Origin of the sequence: Longispora fulva, assembly GCF_015751905.1 — a bacterium.
GTDB lineage: Bacteria > Actinomycetota > Actinomycetes > Mycobacteriales > Micromonosporaceae > Longispora > Longispora fulva.
Genome location: NZ_JADOUF010000001.1, coordinates 5,516,154 through 5,531,953 on the forward strand (window position 1 = coordinate 5,516,154; position 15,800 = coordinate 5,531,953).

General features: G+C 68.2%; 13 protein-coding genes and 2 pseudogenes. 9 read left to right on the plus strand and 6 right to left on the minus strand.

Annotated features, from left to right (window positions below):
* Positions 1-9 precede the first annotated feature (9 nt).
* The 3 genes from IW245_RS24860 to IW245_RS24870 all read right to left on the minus strand — a co-directional run bounded on the left by IW245_RS24860 (position 10) and on the right by IW245_RS24870 (position 4,028).
* Positions 10-1,002: an ABC transporter permease gene (locus IW245_RS24860; RefSeq protein WP_197005573.1), complete on the minus strand. Its 993-nt coding sequence runs from the start codon at positions 1,000-1,002 to the stop codon at positions 10-12.
* A 152-nt stretch (positions 1,003-1,154) separates the two neighbouring features.
* Positions 1,155-2,903 carry an ABC transporter substrate-binding protein gene (locus tag IW245_RS24865; RefSeq protein ID WP_197005574.1) on the minus strand — a complete coding sequence of 583 codons (1,749 nt, stop codon included), beginning with the start codon at positions 2,901-2,903 and terminating at the stop codon, positions 1,155-1,157.
* Positions 2,904-2,987: 84 nt separating this feature from the next.
* Positions 2,988-4,028 carry an ABC transporter permease gene (locus IW245_RS24870; protein ID WP_197005575.1) on the minus strand — a complete coding sequence of 347 codons (1,041 nt, stop codon included), beginning with the start codon at positions 4,026-4,028 and terminating at the stop codon, positions 2,988-2,990.
* Positions 4,029-4,468: 440 nt separating this feature from the next.
* On the opposite strand from IW245_RS24870, the gene IW245_RS24875 reads away from it, so the two are divergent.
* From IW245_RS24875 to IW245_RS24895, 5 genes and pseudogenes are all read left to right on the plus strand, one after another.
* A complete protein-coding gene (locus tag IW245_RS24875) occupies positions 4,469-5,905 on the plus strand; it encodes a TldD/PmbA family protein (RefSeq protein WP_197005576.1) in 1,437 nt (478 codons plus the stop codon).
* Positions 5,902-7,263, plus strand: coding sequence for a TldD/PmbA family protein (locus tag IW245_RS24880; RefSeq protein WP_197005577.1), 1,362 nt, complete (start codon positions 5,902-5,904; stop codon positions 7,261-7,263). Before IW245_RS24875 ends, IW245_RS24880 begins: the two co-directional genes overlap by 4 nt.
* 127 nt (positions 7,264-7,390) lie before the next feature.
* A complete protein-coding gene (gene sdhC / locus IW245_RS24885; protein WP_197005578.1) occupies positions 7,391-8,191 on the plus strand; it encodes a succinate dehydrogenase subunit SdhC in 801 nt (266 codons plus the stop codon).
* Entirely contained in the window at positions 8,192-10,072 is a 1,881-nt protein-coding gene (locus IW245_RS24890; protein ID WP_197005579.1) for a fumarate reductase/succinate dehydrogenase flavoprotein subunit, read from the plus strand.
* Positions 10,062-10,814 (plus strand): annotated as a pseudogene (locus IW245_RS24895) (succinate dehydrogenase/fumarate reductase iron-sulfur subunit); the annotation flags it as partial. The gene IW245_RS24890 and the pseudogene IW245_RS24895, both read left to right, overlap by 11 nt.
* A 549-nt stretch (positions 10,815-11,363) precedes the next feature.
* On the opposite strand, the gene IW245_RS24900 reads toward IW245_RS24895, so the two are convergent.
* On the minus strand, positions 11,364-11,744 hold the full coding sequence (locus IW245_RS24900; RefSeq protein ID WP_231400187.1) for a (deoxy)nucleoside triphosphate pyrophosphohydrolase: 381 nt from the start codon (positions 11,742-11,744) through the stop codon (positions 11,364-11,366).
* 217 nt (positions 11,745-11,961) lie between these two features.
* Between IW245_RS24900 and IW245_RS24905 the strand changes: the two are divergent.
* The 3 genes and pseudogenes from IW245_RS24905 to IW245_RS24915 all read left to right on the plus strand — a co-directional run.
* Positions 11,962-12,231 (plus strand): annotated as a pseudogene (locus tag IW245_RS24905) (4a-hydroxytetrahydrobiopterin dehydratase); the annotation flags it as partial.
* Between the two features lie 235 nt (positions 12,232-12,466).
* Positions 12,467-12,673 carry a transcription antiterminator/RNA stability regulator CspE gene (gene cspE / locus IW245_RS24910; RefSeq protein ID WP_197005583.1) on the plus strand — a complete coding sequence of 69 codons (207 nt, stop codon included), beginning with the start codon at positions 12,467-12,469 and terminating at the stop codon, positions 12,671-12,673.
* Between the two features lie 231 nt (positions 12,674-12,904).
* Positions 12,905-13,534 carry a ribonuclease FAU-1 family protein gene (locus tag IW245_RS24915; RefSeq protein ID WP_197005584.1) on the plus strand — a complete coding sequence of 210 codons (630 nt, stop codon included), beginning with the start codon at positions 12,905-12,907 and terminating at the stop codon, positions 13,532-13,534.
* A 45-nt stretch (positions 13,535-13,579) separates the two neighbouring features.
* Here IW245_RS24915 and ychF read toward each other — a convergent pair whose 3' ends face one another.
* A complete protein-coding gene (gene ychF / locus IW245_RS24920; protein WP_197005585.1) occupies positions 13,580-14,665 on the minus strand; it encodes a redox-regulated ATPase YchF in 1,086 nt (361 codons plus the stop codon).
* A 71-nt stretch (positions 14,666-14,736) separates the two neighbouring features.
* Here ychF and IW245_RS24925 point away from each other — a divergent pair, with 71 nt between their 5' ends.
* Complete coding sequence (locus IW245_RS24925) at positions 14,737-15,312, plus strand: Uma2 family endonuclease (protein WP_197005586.1); 576 nt, start codon at positions 14,737-14,739, stop codon at positions 15,310-15,312.
* Positions 15,313-15,413: 101 nt separating this feature from the next.
* Here IW245_RS24925 and IW245_RS24930 read toward each other — a convergent pair whose 3' ends face one another.
* Positions 15,414-15,779 (minus strand): PH domain-containing protein, encoded by a 366-nt coding sequence (locus IW245_RS24930; protein WP_197005587.1) that lies wholly within the window; start codon positions 15,777-15,779, stop codon positions 15,414-15,416.
* Positions 15,780-15,800: the final 21 nt, after the last annotated feature.

The following is a 15,800-nucleotide window of genomic DNA, read 5'->3' on the forward strand; positions in this document are numbered from 1 at the left end:
TCACTCCTCTCAGGCCAGCTTGACGCGGGGGTCGATGACCGCGTACATCATGTCGACGATCACGTTGAACAGCACCACGAACACGGCAGCGAGCAGCACCGTCGCCATGACGATGGGCAGGTTGTCGTCATTGACGGCCTTGACCGACAGCTTCCCGATCCCGGCCATGTCGAACGTGGTCTCCGTGATCGCGGCGCCACCGAGGAGGCCACCGAGCTGGAGGCCGAAGATCGTGATGATCGAGCTGAGCGAGGCGCGCAGCGCGTGCTTGATGTTGACGGCGCGCGGGGTCAGGCCCTTGGCCCGGGCGGTGCGGACGAAGTCCTCGGAGAGGATCTCGAGCATCTCGGCGCGGGAGAACCGGGCGTAGGTCGCGGCGCTCAGGAAGCCGAGGGTGATCCACGGCAGTGACATGCCCATCAACCAGCCGCCGAAGTCCTCCGCGGGGCTCACGTACTTGGGCCGTGGCAGCCAGCCCATCTGGTACACGAGGACCATCTGGAGGAGCAGGCCGAGGAAGAAGATCTGGAGCGACGCGCCGGTGAGCGCGAAGCTGATGGAGAACTTGTCGAGCCACCCGCCACGCTTGAGCGCGGAGGCCACGCCGAGTCCGACGCCCATCAGGACGGAGATCAGGGCGCCGCCGATGGCGATGCTGGCCGAGATGGGCACGCCTCGGGCCAGAATCGTCGAGACCGGCTCGTTGCTGCGGAACGACACGCCGAAGCACGGCGCGGGGCACTCGATGGCGTCTGCGCCCTCACCGATCGTCCGACCGGTGAAGATGCCGCCCATGTACTCGGAGTACTGGACATAGAGCGGGCGGTCGAGGCCGAGCGACTTCGTGATCCGCTCGATCTTGGCCTGGTCACAAGCCTTGCCGCCACACATCGAGGCGGCCGGGTTCGCGGAACCGGCGAAGAACAACAGGAACGTCGTCACGGAGATGACCGCGAGGGTGATCACCGCGATCAGAGAACGCTTGATGAAATACCGCAGCATTGGGGGCCTTCCAAGGTCCTGCCCGGGCGTCCGGTCGGAGCGGAACGGGGTTGTGCTTGGCATGCCGCGGGCGACCGGTGTGATACCGATCGCCCGCGGCGTGCGGCGCCTCCTACTCGGAGGAGACGCCGCACACCAGGGTCACCGAGTGACTACGCCTTGACGTAGACGTTGGTGAGGTTGACCTGGGCGTAGTTGGGGCTGAGGAACGCCCCACCCAGCTTCGAGCCCACCAGGGTGTAAGCCCGGGTGTAGACCGTCGGGATCAGCGGCGCGTACTTCTCCATGATCTCCTGGTCGAGGTCACCGTAGGCCTTGGCGGCCTTGGCACGGTCGGGCTCAAGCGCGAGCTCCTTGAGCTTCTTGTTGACCTCGGCGTTGTCGAAGTAGGAGTAGTTCTGGTTGCCGTTGTCCTTGATCTGCGAGCCGTCCATCAGGACACCCAGCGTGGACTGGTTGTCCGGGTAGTCGGCACCCCAGCCAGAGGCCATCAGGTCACAGGTCGTGCCCTTCTTGCCAATGGTGGTGTAGTAGTCCTTGCGGTCGATCGGGTTCAGCGCGATCTGGATCAGGTTCTCACGCTCGAGGCTGGTCTTGACGATCGCAGCGGCCTTCTGACCGTTCGCCGTGTTGGCGAAGCAGTAGGACAGCTTCGGCACGGTCTTGCCCGCGAGCAGCGCCTTGGCCTTGGCAACGTCACCGTTGGGGCCGGCCTTGTAGACGTCGTAGTCCTTGTAGCCCGGGACGTTCGGAGCGGTGATCGTCGTCGAAGCGATGGCGACCTTGCTACCGCCGGCGTTCTTGATCGCCGCGTCCTTGTCGTACAGGTAGATCAGGGCCTTGCGAACGTCAACGTCGGTCACCTTGGTGGTGTTGATGTTGATGTAGTTGTCGTACGGCGTCCGACCGGACAGAACCCGCTTGGTCAGCTCCGGGTCGGCGGCGACGGTGGCGATGTTCTCCTGCGCGACGTTGGAGGTCATGGTCGCGGTCGCGTCCTCACCCTGGCTCGCGATCAGACGCTGGGTCTGGGTCGCGCGGTTCGGGGTGAAGTCAGCCTTGATGGTGTCCACGTACTGGTGACGGATCGGGTCCGTCTTCGGGTCCCAGTTCGGGTTCCGCTCAAGGATGAGGTAGTTGTCGATCTTGTATTCCTTGCGCTTGTACGGGCCCGAGGAGATCCACTCGGTCTCGTACTTGTCCTTCGTGTCCTTCGCGGCCGGGACCGGGGTGGTGGTCGGGAAGACCGCCAGCTCCGGGAACTCCGGGTGCGGGTCCTTCATCGTGAAGATGATGGTCTTGTCGTCCGGGGTGGTGATACCCGGGACGTCGCCGTCACCCTTCTCGTCCGGGCCCTTGTACTTGCGGTCCGGGTCCAGAGCGTTCTGGATGTACTGCGGACCCTGCTCGCCGTACTTGCCCATCGCGCGGGCGACGCCGTGCTTGATGTCCGCGGACTTGATCGGGCTGCCGTCCTCGTACTTGAGGCCGTCGCGCAGGGTGTACTTCCAGGTCTTACCACCGTCGGTGGTCTCACCGGCGTTGACCGCGAGGTCACCGACGACCTTGAGGGTGCCGCCCTCCTCCGTCGGCTCGATGTAACCGGTGAGCGTCCGGTGGAACAGGTTCGTGCTGAAGCTCAGCGCGTCCCCGACGTATTCCTGACCCGGGTCGAGGTGCTCGAAGTTGCCGTCCGCCAGCCACAGGACCTGGCCACCCTTGCGGGCGTCCTTGACCTCCGGCGCGGGCACCGGGGTGGTGCCCTTGTAGTCGATCGAGATCGACTGCTTCTGGTCCTTGGCGGCTTCCTCGCCCTTGCCATTTCCAGTCTTGCTGCAACCAGCGGCGGCGAGGCCGATGGCGAGGGCGCTGATGGTCAGCACCCGTACGCGGTGTCGCACGGTATCTCCTCTCTCAGGCCCGACACTCAGGGCTCGCCCGGAAGGGCCAGTCCAGGTGTGGGACGTCTGTGGGTGGTGCAGCCGCTACTTCGTCGACTTGGGGTCGAGCGCGTCGCGGAGTGCGTCGCCGAACAAGTTGAAGGCGAGCACCAGGATGAAGATCGAAATACCCGGGATGAGCATGTACATCGGCTGCTCGCGGTACCAGGCGACGCTGTCGTTGATCATGCGGCCCCAGTCCGGGGTCGGCTCCACTACGCCGATGCCCAGGAAGGAGAGCGCCGCCTCACCGGTCACGGTCGCGGGCACCGACAGGGAGAACGTCACCAGGATCGGGGCCCACAGGTTCGGGAGGAGCTGGCGGAACAGGATGTGGTTGACGCCGGCACCGGCCGCGCGGGCCGCCTCGACGTACTCACGCTCGCGGAGCGAGAGGACCTGGCCCCGGACGAGTCGCGCGGTGCCCATCCAGCCGAACACCGAGAAGATCACGATGATCGTCCAGATCCGGCTGGTCTCGGAGACCTCGCCCTTCTCGTCCGCCAGCCAGGTGTTGACGATCGGGATGGCGGCGAAGGCGAAGATCAGGAACGGGAACGCCAGCATGTAGTCGGTGAACCAGTTCAGGAAGGAGTCGATCCAGCCGCCGACGTACGCGGCGACGATGCCGATCACGACGCCGATGACCAGGGAGATCACGGTCGCCGACAGCGAGATGAGCAGCGAGGTGCGCGCGCCGTAGACCAGCTGCATGAACATGTCCCGGCCGGTGCCCGGCTGCACACCGAGGATGTGCATGTGGTTCGACGCATTGTCCGAGCTGAACGTGATGCCGCCGAGGTAGCCCAGCGGGAGGCTGTCCTCGTTGAGCAGGTGGGAGTTGTTCGTCGTCGGGCCGTACCCGTAGATCAGCTCCACGAGCGGGGCCAGCATCGACACGACGAAGAACACCAGGACGATGCCCAGCGAGAAGACACCGACCCTGTCGCGCCTGAGTCGCAGCCAGGCCAACTGGCCCGGGGAACGGCCGATGATCGCGGCCTTCTTCTCCGCGGGCTTGTCCGCCACCAGGGTCGCGCCGGACTCGGGGGCCTGCCCCGTGCCGGTCGACGTCGTATCGCTCATGAACGTGCCTCCTCCAAGCGGGTGGGCCCGTCTCGCCCTCCCACGTCGGAAAAGTAGCGGGCGTCACGGACTTCGTGGACGCCGCGCGGCATCGTTCCGATAACAGCTCGGTCACGCGGGCCCAAATACCCGGTTGATTGGACCGGTTTTACCCGCGAAAGGCAATTATAGGAGCTTTGAAAGAATAGTGGTGTACTGGTGGTTTGTCCTGATTTTGCGTCACCATCAGTAGTGTTCGCTGTGCGAGGGGTAGCGCAATGCGCTCACGTTGAATCACGAGCTGGCTAGTCGCCACCCCGCCCCGTCGGCTCGCCCCCGCGTCACCACTTTCTGACAGGAGACTTTGCCGAACTGGAGGGCCCCGCGCAAGGCAATACGGGTACCTGACGGGCTCCCGACCGTGCAACGCTGGTCACAACGTCCATGCAGGAGGTTCACATATGGCACTATTCGACGTCGCCACCGCGGCAGTCGAGGCCGCTCTGGCCGCCGGCGCGCGGTACGCCGACGCGCGGGTCATGAGTCGGCGTTACGAATCCATGTCCGCACGGAACGGGGAGATCGAGGATCTGACCCAGCAGGCGGACGCCGGGATCGGCGTCCGCGCCCTCGTCGGCTCGTCCTGGGGCTTCCAGGCCGTGCCCGACCTGACCGAGAAGGCCGCGCGGGAGGCGGGGAGCGCCGCGACCGCCATCGCGAAGGCCAGCGGCCTGGTCGCCGGCCCGGCGCTCGACCTCGTCCCGACCGAGACCCGCCAGGACGCCTGGACCGGGCCGTGCCAGGTCGACCCGTTCGCCGTTCCGATGTCAGTGAAGGGTGACCTGCTCGTCTCGGTCACCCAGACGATGCGGGACCACGGGGCGGACCAGGCCGAGGCGCTCTACCAGCTCTGGGAGCAGCGGTCCTGGTTCGTGTCCAGCGCAGGGCACCGCATCGAGCAGAAGATCGTGAAGTCCGGGGGCGGGATCAGCGCGACGGCGAACGGGGAGTTCGAGACCCAGCGCCGGTCGTACCCGTGCTACCGGGGGCAGTACGGCACGGCCGGTTGGGAGCTGGTCGAACAGCTCGACCTGCCGGCGCACGCCGCGCGGGTCGCCGCCGAGGCGCGCGAGCTGCTCACGGCGCCGGAGTGCCCGTCGACCACCACGGACCTGATCCTGGGTGGCGAGCAGCTGGCCCTGCAGATCCACGAGTCCGTCGGGCACGCCATCGAGCTGGACCGGATCCTCGGCTGGGAGGCTGCGTTCGCCGGCACCTCGTGGCTGGAGCTCGACAAGCTCGGCAGCCTGCGGTACGGCTCGGAGCTGATGAACATCACGATCGACCCGACGATCCCCGGCGCGCTGGGTTCGTTCGGCTACGACGACGAGGGCACCCCCGCGGTCGCCCGCGACGCGGTGCGCGACGGGATCTGGGTCGGCGTGCTCGCCGGCCGGGACTCCGCCGCCGTCGCCGGGCTGGACTACGGCGGCAGCGTCCGGTCCGAGGGCTGGTCCCGGCTGCCCATGGTGCGGATGACCAACGTGGGGCTCGAACCCGGGCCGCACACACTGGCGGAGATCATCGCGGCCACGGACGACGGCGTGATGATGGAGACCAACCGGTCGTGGTCGATCGACGACAAGCGGCTCAACTTCCAGTTCGGCACGGAGATCGGCTGGGAGGTCAAGAACGGGGCGCTGGGCAGGATGCTGCGCAACCCCACGTACACGGGAATCGGTCCGCTGTTCTGGCGGTCGATGGACATGCTGTCCTCGGAGTCGGTGCCCTGGGGCACCCCGAACTGCGGCAAGGGGCAGCCGGGCCAGACCGGCCACACCGGGCACCCCGCCGCGCCGGCCCGCTTCAAGGGAGTACGAGTAGGAGTGCGCTCATGACGAACCTCCTTGTCGAGCAGGTGCTCGACCTGGTCGGGGGCCGCGCGGAGGCCGACGTGCACGTCGACGACGCCGTCTTGTCCCTGACCCGGTTCGCGAACTCGTTCATCCACCAGAACGTCTCCGACCGGGCCGTCACCGTGCGGCTCCGGCTGCACCTGGACGGCCGGACCGCCGGCGGCACCACCACGATCACCGACCCGGCGGCGCTCGCCGAGTTCGTGGAGCGGACCATCGCCGCGGCCAAGCTGTGCCCGCCGGACCCGACGTGGCCGGGGCTCACCCCGCCGACCGCGCCGACCGGCACCGGCAACTACGACCGGGCCACGGCGGAAGCCGACCCGGCGAGCCGGGCCGGGGCGGTCCGGGCGTTCGTGGACGCGGCCGGCGGCCTGTCCACCGCCGGGTACTGCCGGACCACCGCCAGCACGGTCACGTACGGCAACACCGCCGGCCACGTGCTGACCGGGGCCATCTCCTCGGCGGCCATGGACGGCATCGCCCGGGCGCCGGGCTCCGACGGGGTCGCCCGGTGGAGCGGCGTCTCCCTCGACGGCCTCGACGGTGGCCGGCTCGGTGCGGTCGCCGCGGCCAAGGCCCGCGCCGGCGTGGACCCGGTCGAACTCCCGCCGGGCCGGTACGAGGTCGTGCTGGAGCGCGGCGCGGTACAGGACCTGCTGTTGTTCCTGTCCACGTACGCGTTCAACGGCAAGGCCGTGGCGGAGGGCCGGTCGTGCCTGCGCACCGGCGAGGCACAGTTCGATCCGGCGCTGACGCTGCTCGAGGACCCGGTCGGGCCGCTGTCGGTGGGCACGCCGTTCGACCTGGACGGGACGCCGCGCGACACCCGGTGGCTGATCCGGGAGGGCGTCTCCCAGGGTCCGCTGCACGACCGGCGCACGGCGGCGGCGGCCGGCGCGGCGAGTACCGGCAGCGCCGTCACGGACAGCGAGCGCTGGGGCCCGCGCCCCTCGCACCTGTCCCTGGCGACCGGAGCCACCCCCGAGGTGCGCTCGGACGGCCCGGTGTCGGACGACTCGGTCGGCGGCCTGATCGGCGGGGTGAGCAGGGGTCTGCTGGTCACTGACTTCTGGTACACCCGGGTGCTCGACCCGCGCAGCCTGGTCGTCACGGGCCTGACCCGCAACGGCGTCTGGCTGATCGAGGACGGCGTGATCACCCGTCCGGTGCGCAACCTCCGGTTCACCCAGTCCTACCCGGAGGCCCTGGCCCCCGGTGCCGTGCTGGGGATCGGATCGGTCGCCGAGTCCACGCCGGTCAGTTGGTCGTTGGAGTCGGTGACCGCGCCGGGACTGCGCCTCGGGTCCTGGAACTTCACCGGCGGCGCGTCCGGGTAACCGCTCCCAGCGGCCACGGCGTAACGTGTGCGGGCGCGGGCGACGTGTTGATGATCACTGGGTGATGATCGACACGCCGCCCGATCCGAAACACGCCGGAAGCGCTGAATCTCAGGGAGCGCAGGGAATGACGACTACGGCAACGACGCCGCCGCGGCCACGGGCCGCCATCGCGGCCAAGACGTTGCGGACAGACCGCTGGTGGCTGGCGCCACTGTTGACCGTCCTCGGACTCGTCGCGTGGGTCACCTACGCCACGGTCCGGGTGTTCCAGCAGGACAACTACTGGGTGGACAAGTACCACTACCTCACCCCGTTCTACTCGCCGTGCGTGTCGCACGGGTGCGTCAAGGCGTCCTCGGAGTTCGGACAGTTCCTGCCGGACCACCCGCTGCTGCCGTACGCGGCGCTCACCCTGCCGTTCCTGCTCCTCTTCCGGCTGACGTGCTACTACTACCGGAAGGCGTACTACCGCAGCTTCTGGCTGTCGCCGCCAGCCTGCGCGGTGCCGGACGGGCACAAGAACTACAAGGGCGAGACCAAGTTCCCGCTGCTGGGCCAGAACCTGCACCGGTACTTCTTCTACGCCGCCGTCGCGATCTCCCTCATCAACACCTGGGACGCCGTCGTCGCGATGCACTCGCCGGACGGTTTCGGTTTCGGCCTCGGCAACGTGGTGCTCTGGGTCAACGTGATCGCGCTGTGGGCCTACACCGCCTCATGCCACTCCTGCCGGCACATCATGGGCGGCCGGCTCAAGCACTTCTCCAAGCACCCGGTGCGCTACCGCGCCTGGTCCTTCGTGTCCAAGCTGAACACCCGGCACATGGGCCTGGCCTGGACGACCCTGGCCACGCTGGCGCTCACCGACTTCTACGTGATGGCCGTCGCCGCCAAGTGGATCACCGACTTCAGGTTCGTGGGATAAATGACCAACATTGAGAAGTACCAATATGACGTGGTCGTGATCGGCGCCGGCGGCGCGGGTCTGCGCGCGGCCATCGAGGCGCGACTGGCCGGCAAGAAGACGGCGATCATCTCGAAGTCGCTGTTCGGCAAGGCGCACACCGTCATGGCCGAGGGAGGCGCGGCTGCCTCGATGGGCAACGTGAACTCCAAGGACAACTGGATGGTGCACTTCCGGGACACCATGCGGGGCGGGAAGTTCCTGAACCACTACCGGATGGCCGAGCTGCACGCCAAGGAGGCTCCGGCCCGGATCTGGGAACTGGAGACCTACGGCGCGCTGTTCGACCGCACCCCGGACGGCAAGATCTCGCAGCGCAACTTCGGCGGGCACGAGTACCCGCGGCTCGCGCACGTCGGCGACCGCACCGGCCTGGAGATGATCCGCACCCTGCAGCAGAAGATCGTGTCCCTGCAGCAGGAGGACTTCGCCGCGACGGGTGACTACGACTCGCACATCCGGGTGTTCCACGAGACCACGATCACCGAGCTGCTGCTGACCGACGGAAAGATCTCGGGCGCTTTCGGGTACGTCCGCGAGTCCGGCGAGTTCCTGCTCTTCGAGACGCCGGCGGTCATCCTGGCCACCGGCGGGATCGGCCGGTCCTACAAGGTCACGTCGAACTCGTGGGAGTACACCGGCGACGGGCACGCGCTCGCGCTGCGGGCCGGCGGCACCCTGGTCAACATGGAGTTCCTCCAGTTCCACCCGACCGGCATGGTCTGGCCGCCGTCGGTCAAGGGCATCCTGGTCACCGAGTCGGTGCGCGGTGACGGCGGGATCCTGAAGAACTCCGAGGGCAAGCGGTTCATGTTCGACTACGTCCCGGACGTCTTCCGCAAGCAGTACGCGGAGACGCCCGAGGAGGCGGACCGCTGGTACAAGGACCCGGACAACAACCGGCGGCCCCCGGAGCTGCTGCCCCGCGACGAGGTGGCCCGGGCGATCAACTCCGAGGTCAAGGCCGGGCGCGGCACGAAGGCCGGCGGCGTGTACCTGGACATCGCCAGCCGACTGCCCGCCGAGGAGATCCGCAAGCGGCTGCCCTCGATGTACCACCAGTTCAAGGAGCTGGCGGACGTCGACATCACGGCCGAGCCGATGGAGGTCGGCCCGACCTGCCACTACGTAATGGGTGGCGTCGAGGTCGACCCCGACTCCGCGCAGGCCCGCGTTCCCGGCCTGTTCGCGGCCGGCGAGGTGTCCGGCGGCATGCACGGCTCCAACCGGCTCGGCGGCAACTCGCTGTCCGACCTGCTGGTGTTCGGCAAGCGGGCCGGCGAGCACGCCGCGGCGCACGCCACGGCCCACGGCCCCGCCACGGTCGCGCAGGCCGATGTGGACGCCGCCGTCGCGCACGCCCTGTCGCCGTTCGGCAACGACGGGGAGAACCCCTACGCCCTCCAGCACGAGCTGCAGGAGGTCATGGGCGACCTGGTCGGCATCATCCGCACCGCCGCGGAGCTGGAGTCGGCGATCGAGCGGCTCGCCGTGATCCGGGAGAAGGTCGGGCGGGTCAAGGCGACCGGCGGCCGGCGGTACAACCCGGGCTGGCACCTGGCCCTCGACCTGCGCAACATGCTGGTGGTCTCCGAGTGCACGGCCCGCGCGGCCCTCGAACGCACCGAGAGCCGGGGCGGGCACACCCGCGAGGACTTCGGGAAGATGGACGCCAACTGGCGCAAGGTCAACCTGATCTGCTCGCTCGACGGCGACAAGGTCGCCCTCAACCCGCAGCCGCTGCCGCCGATGCCGCACGAGCTGCTGAGCCTGTTCGACACGTCCGAGCTGAAGAAGTACATGACCGCCGAGGAACTGGAGGGGCTCACCGATGGCAACTAAGCGCCAGTTCCGGGTGTGGCGTGGCGACGACACCGGCGGTCAGCTGGAGGACTTCGAGATCGAGGTCAAGGAGGGTGAGGTCGTCCTCGACATCATCCACCGCCTCCAGGCCACCGAGGCCCCCGACCTCGCCTGCCGGTGGAACTGCAAGGCCGGCAAGTGCGGCTCGTGCTCCATGGAGATCAACGGCTTGCCCCGCCTGGGCTGCATGACCCGGATGTCCACCTTCACCGAGGAGGAGACGGTCACGATCACGCCGCTGCGCACCTTCCCGGTGATCCGCGACCTCGTGACCGACGTGTCCTTCAACTACGAGAAGGCCCGCGAGACCCCGGCGTTCGCGCCGCCGGTCGGGGTGGCACCGGGTGACTACCGGATGCAGCAGATCGACGTGGAACGCTCCCAGGAGTTCCGCAAGTGCATCGAGTGCTTCCTGTGCCAGAACACCTGCCACGTGGTCCGCGACCACGAGGACAACAAGGAGGCCTTCTCCGGCCCCCGGTACTTCATCCGCGCCGCCGAGCTGGACATGCACCCGCTCGACGCGCGCACCGACCGCAAGGACTACGCGGTCGAGGAGCAGGGCCTCGGGATGTGCAACATCACGAAGTGCTGCACCGAGGTGTGCCCCGAGCACATCAAGATCACGGACAACGCGATCATTCCGATGAAGGAACGCGCCGTGGACCGCAAGTACGACCCGCTGGTGTGGCTGGGTTCGAAGATCTTCCGCAGGTCTGAGGCCAACAGCTAGCACCGCACTGTCGACGGCCCTGCCTCCCCAGTGGAGGTGGGGCCGTCGGCGTCCGGGCTCCTCTGATCGGGCGGCGCAGGGAACCGACGCGGAGCCGCTCGCGGTCGGGTGGGATGGGCGACAGCCACCTGCCGAGGCACCTCGCGGTCAGGCCGGCCGGCGTTCGCCAGGGGGTCGGGGTGGGCCGCCGTGCCGTTCGGCGAGGGGTCGCCGATGGAACCCGGGTCGGACCCCTCCGTAATCGGATGATGCGTTTGATCTGTGGCCTCGACCCGGCGCGTCACCCGGCGGCCGGACCGTCGCTACTCCCTGTGAGGTCTGACGGCCACCCCGGGCTCCCGTGTCACCGCACCGGGGAGGCTCGGCGCGGCCATCGGTGATGGGCATCGGCGGCACCAGGATGCGCCGGTCGCACCCTCTGAGCCCGCGCGCGGAACCAGGGCGCGGATGACCTCGCCGGACGGCGAGCGACGTGCGGGGCTGCCCGGAGCCCGACGGACAAGGGCACGCCAGCGGTGGCGCTACGGTCACGGACGGTCAGGGCACCAGGTACCCCCTGAGCGCCTCGACGATCGGCGCGTCCGCCGGCAACCAGTCGACGCTGTCCAGCTCGCCGGCGGCCAGCCAGCGCAGCTCCTCGTGTTCGACGGCCTGCGGCTCGCCCTCGACCAGACTCGCCAGCCAGACCCGGAGCACGGCCTTGCCGTGCGGGAGCAGCACATCGGGGCCGACCCGCTCGCCGACCTCCACCTTGACGGCGAGTTCCTCGTCGATCTCGCGGAGCAGGGCGTCGACCTCGAGTTCCCCGGGTTCGACCTTGCCACCAGGGAATTCCCACCGGCCGGCCAGCTCCGGAGGCTCGGCGCGGGCACAGGCCAGCACCCGACCATCCCTGACAATTGCCGCACCGACGATCAGCTGAAGCACGGGTTCACTCTGCACGGGGCCCAAGAGTGCCAGATCCCGCGAAAGATTGTTGTGCAGCCGCGTCCGGAACATCCGGACGTGCCGAATTTGTGTCCGTAGACACAGGTGGCCGTGACCTGAAGACTCTAGGCACCGCTGATGTACCTGGGACGTCCCTTGGGTCACGAACCCACAACACCGGAGGTGGACCGTTCACCCGCTCGATCGCGCAGCGTTGCGTGACGCGCTCTCCCAGCTCGACGGCTGGCGGGGGGACGCCGACCACATCCAGCGCTCACTCCCCCTGAACGAGGCCCAGCACGCCGACCTCACCGAGCGCGTGAAGGTGTTCGCTGACGCGCTCCAGTTGCGCCCGGAGATCCGGCGCGCCGACGGACAGACGCATATCCGACTCCGGAGCCCGGACGGCGTGTTGACGACCTCCGAGGTGGCCCTCGCCGCACGCATCGACGTGGCGTACCGAGCGGTCACCGAGTGAGGTTCATGCCCTGTTCACACGCGGTGTCCCGGGCCTCTGACATGCGCGGCCACAAACCTCACCACTTCGGCTGGGGACGTGCTACCGTTGCCGTGTTACGCATTCAGTTGTCATGAGATTCATGTGCGCCTGTGGGAAGTGACCACAGGCGTTTTGTTTTCTTATATGGCCGCTGCGGTGCGTGAGTAACCGGGATCCGCGCAGAAGCGGAACCCACAAGATTTAGAGGAAAAACATGGCTGTTCAGGGCACTGTCAAGTGGTTCAACGCGGAGAAGGGCTTCGGCTTCATCTCTCCCGACGACGGCGGCGCCGACGTCTTCGCTCACTTCTCCGCCATCGCGACCAGCGGCTACCGTAGCCTGGACGAGAACCAGCGGGTTGAGTTCGAGATCACCCAGGGCCAGAAGGGCCCGCAGGCGGACAACATCCGCCCGATCTAAGGGCTTATGAGACTGGCCCGGTTCGCTCACGCGAACCGGGCCAGTTTTGTGTCTGCGGAGAGGTCGGGGCGCGCGTCAGACCGGTCCCGGTGGGCCGGACAGGTCGCGGCGGGACTGCGGGCGGCGGTGAGTGGCGGCGAGGCTGTGGTGGCTGAGGAACTGCGGGCGGCGGCGAGGCTGTGGGTGGTTTCGGGGCTGCGGGTGGCCGACATCCCGGCCTAGGCTCGCCCGATGACCTTCGAAACCGGACAGGACATCCTGCGACGGGACGTGCACCGCGACGGCAGGATCGCCTGGGCCCAGACCGCCCGGGTCGTCAGCGACGACGAGCGCGGCGTCCTGACCTGGACGGCGGCGGGCTCCGAGACCATGGTCCGCACCACGCTGGCCGGGGACCTGATCCGCAGGATGACCCTGGCCGAGCGGTCCGCCGTCCCCACCATGCTGAGCCCCCGACCGTGGCGGGACACCAACGTCCTGATCCTCACCCCGCCGGGCGTCGCGCACTCGATCTGGTGGTTCTTCGACCTGGCCGGCACGTTCCTCGGCTGGTACGTGAACCTCGAGTCGCCAGCCGTCCGCTGGTCCGGCGGACTGGACGCCACCGACTTCGCGCTCGACGTCCGCGTGGAGCCCGACAGGTCCTGGGCGTGGAAGGACGAGGACGAGTTCGCCGAGCGCACCGGACACCGGGCGTACTGGACCGCGGCCGAGGCCCCCGGGATCCGGGCGGAGGGCGAACGGCTCGTGGCACTCGCCGAGGCGGGGGCCTATCCGTTCGACGGGTCCCTGGTCGACTTCAGGCCCGACCCGTCCTGGAAGCCGTCGGTCCTGGCCCCGGACTGGGACATCACCGCCTGAGGCACCCGGGCCGCCCTTCCGGCGGACCCGCGTGCCGGGCGCGCCCTAGACGTTGAACCGGAAGTCGACCACGTCGCCGTCGGCCATCACATACTCTTTGCCCTCGATGCGCACCTTGCCGGCGGCCTTCGCGGCGTTCATCGAGCCGGCGGCCATCAGGTCGTCGTACGACACGATCTCGGCCTTGATGAAGCCGCGCTGGAAGTCAGTGTGGATCACGCCGGCCGCCTCGGGCGCGGTCGCCCCGATCGGGATCGTCCAGGCGCGGACCTCCTTGGGCCCGGCCGTCAGGTACGTCTGCAGCCCCAGGGTGGCGAACCCGACCCGGATCAGCTGGTTCAGGCCGGGCTCGTGCTGGCCGACGGACTCGAGCAGCTCGCGCGCCTCCTCCTCGGGCAGGTCGATCAGCTCGGACTCGATCTTCGCGTCGAGGAAGATCGCCTCGGCGGGGGCGACCAGGTCGCGGAGCGACTGGAGGAACTCCTCCTCGCCGAGTTCCGTCTCGTCGACGTTGAACACGTAGAGGAACGGCTTGGCGGTGAGCAGGTGCAGCTCGCGGAGGAGTTCGGTCTCGATGCCCTTGGCCTTCGCGCCCGCGTACAGCGTGGTGCCGTCGTTGAGCAGCTCGGTCGCGGCCTTGGCGGCGGCGACCACCGGGACCTTGTCCTTCTGCATCCGGGCTTCCTTCTCCAACCGGGGCAGCGCCTTCTCCAGGGTCTGCAGGTCGGCAAGGATCAGCTCGGTGTTGATGGTCTCGATGTCGTCGGCCGGCGAGACCTTGCCGTCGACGTGCACGACGTTCGGGTCGGAGAAGGCGCGGACCACCTGGCAGATCGCGGCGGCGTCGCGGATGTTCGCGAGGAACGCGTTGCCCCGGCCCTGGCCCTTCGACGCGCCCCGGACCAGGCCGGCGATGTCGACGAAGTCCACGGTCGCCGGCAGCAGCTTCTGCGAGCTATGGATCTTGGCCAGCTCGGCGAGCCGGGGGTCGGGCACGCCGACCACGCCGACATTCGGCTCAATCGTGGCAAAAGGGTAGTTCGCGGCGAGGACATTATTCTTCGTCAACGCGTTGAACAGGGTGCTCTTGCCGACGTTGGGCAGGCCGACGATCCCGATTTGAAGACTCACGGTGACCGAGTCTACGGGGTGCCACGCCCCGCACTACGGCCGTGTATATACCTTCGGAGGAGGTGTCGTCGATGACGCAACGCGTGTGGGACTTTGACCGGATCACCCCCGAGGCCGGTAGGGAGGCAGTCGCGTTGATCACTCGACGCTGGCGCCCCGAGGACCTCTCGGCCCTTCCCCGGACCGACGACCGGTACGAGATCCTGCGGGGCAAACTGCTCGTGACCAAGGCGGCCTCGGAGGAGCACCAGTCCTGGTGCGCGTGGGCGCACGACGCGCTGCGGGCCGCCGCCCCGCACGGCTGGCGGGTGCACTGGAGCCTGGGCATCGCCATCGACGACGACCGACTCATCCCGGACCTGCTGGTCCTGTCCCCCGAGGCTCCCGGCGCCCACCGGGCGTACAACCTCGTCACCCCGGCACTGGTCGTCGAGGTCGAGTCCGACGGGACCAAGGGCGTGGACCGGACCGGCAAGCACGAGGCCTACGCGTTCGCCGGTATCCGGGCCTACTGGCGGATCGAGCGCACCGGCGTGCTGCACGTCTACCGGCTCCAGGGTTCGGAGTACACAGAGGAGAGGGTTCTGCGACCCGGCGAGTCCGCCACCCTCGACTGGCCCTTCCCCGTCACGGTCTCGATGCCCTGACAACCCGACAACCAAAGATCAGACGGTTACACCGTGTCCCTCCCCCGACGCGCATCGGCACCGCCCAGCGGGGCAGGGCCCCGCAACGTCGAGCCGCCCGGTCACCGGGCGATGTAGTGCAGGATCACGTTGTGGGCGTGCTGGGACTTGTCCGCGCCCCGGAAGTCGATCTCGTAGGTGTGCGTCCCCACGTGCACGGCGATGGAGCCGGTCGAGAAGTACGACCCCGCCCAGGACTTGTTGCTGACCACGCTGACGCTGGAGATCTTCGAGTACGGGATCGAGGTGATGGCCACCTTCTTCCCCACGAACGACTTGTCCTGGATGATCACCCGGCGGTTGGTGAGCCCGATGAAGCCCGTGCCGACGCCGATCGCGTCGTACACCGCGATGATCTCCTCGCCGGGCATCAGCCCGCTCTGGATCTGGGACAGTTGCTCCTTGCGGTCGTACACGATGTTGGCCATGTCCCAAAAATAACCGGTCAC